General features: G+C 37.1%; 2 pseudogenes. One reads left to right on the forward strand and one right to left on the reverse strand.

What is annotated here, in order from left to right:
* A pseudogene (locus tag AC2JF8_RS09310) lies at positions 1 to 194 on the forward strand (cyclic di-AMP binding protein CbpA); the annotation flags it as partial.
* A gap of 74 nt (positions 195 to 268) precedes the next feature.
* Here the strand turns inward: AC2JF8_RS09310 and murB are convergent.
* Positions 269 to 439: pseudogene (gene murB / locus AC2JF8_RS09315) on the reverse strand (UDP-N-acetylmuramate dehydrogenase); the annotation flags it as partial.

Raw genomic sequence — 439 nt, forward strand, 5'->3', positions numbered from 1 at the left:
TTTCAAAAATCATTGCCAAATATAGCAGCATCGCCAGCTGTATTACATTGGATGTCGATAGTGAAGAATTTGTTCGTCGCACACTTATTACTTTACCAGCCGGCACAACTGCCGAAACGTGTACAGCCATTGTAGAACATTTAGAGCGGAAAAACTTTAAAGTTGTAGAATTGGAAAATTTAGAAGACGAGTAAAATTTACGACCTTTAGCTTAGGATTTAAAGCTAGGGAGGTAAGCCAATTTGACTTACCTCCCTAGCTTATTTTTTTAGACTTCTTCACCAATAATTCGAACTTCCGTTTGCAATTCAACATCAAATTTTTCTTTAATCACTTCTTGGATATGTGCAATTAATTCCACATAATCTGTTGCGGTTGCATGATCGATGTTAACAATAAATCCCGCATGCTTTTCGGAAATTTGAGCACCGCCCCATTT

The sequence above is a fragment of the Lactobacillus sp. CA30L genome (assembly GCF_059900845.1).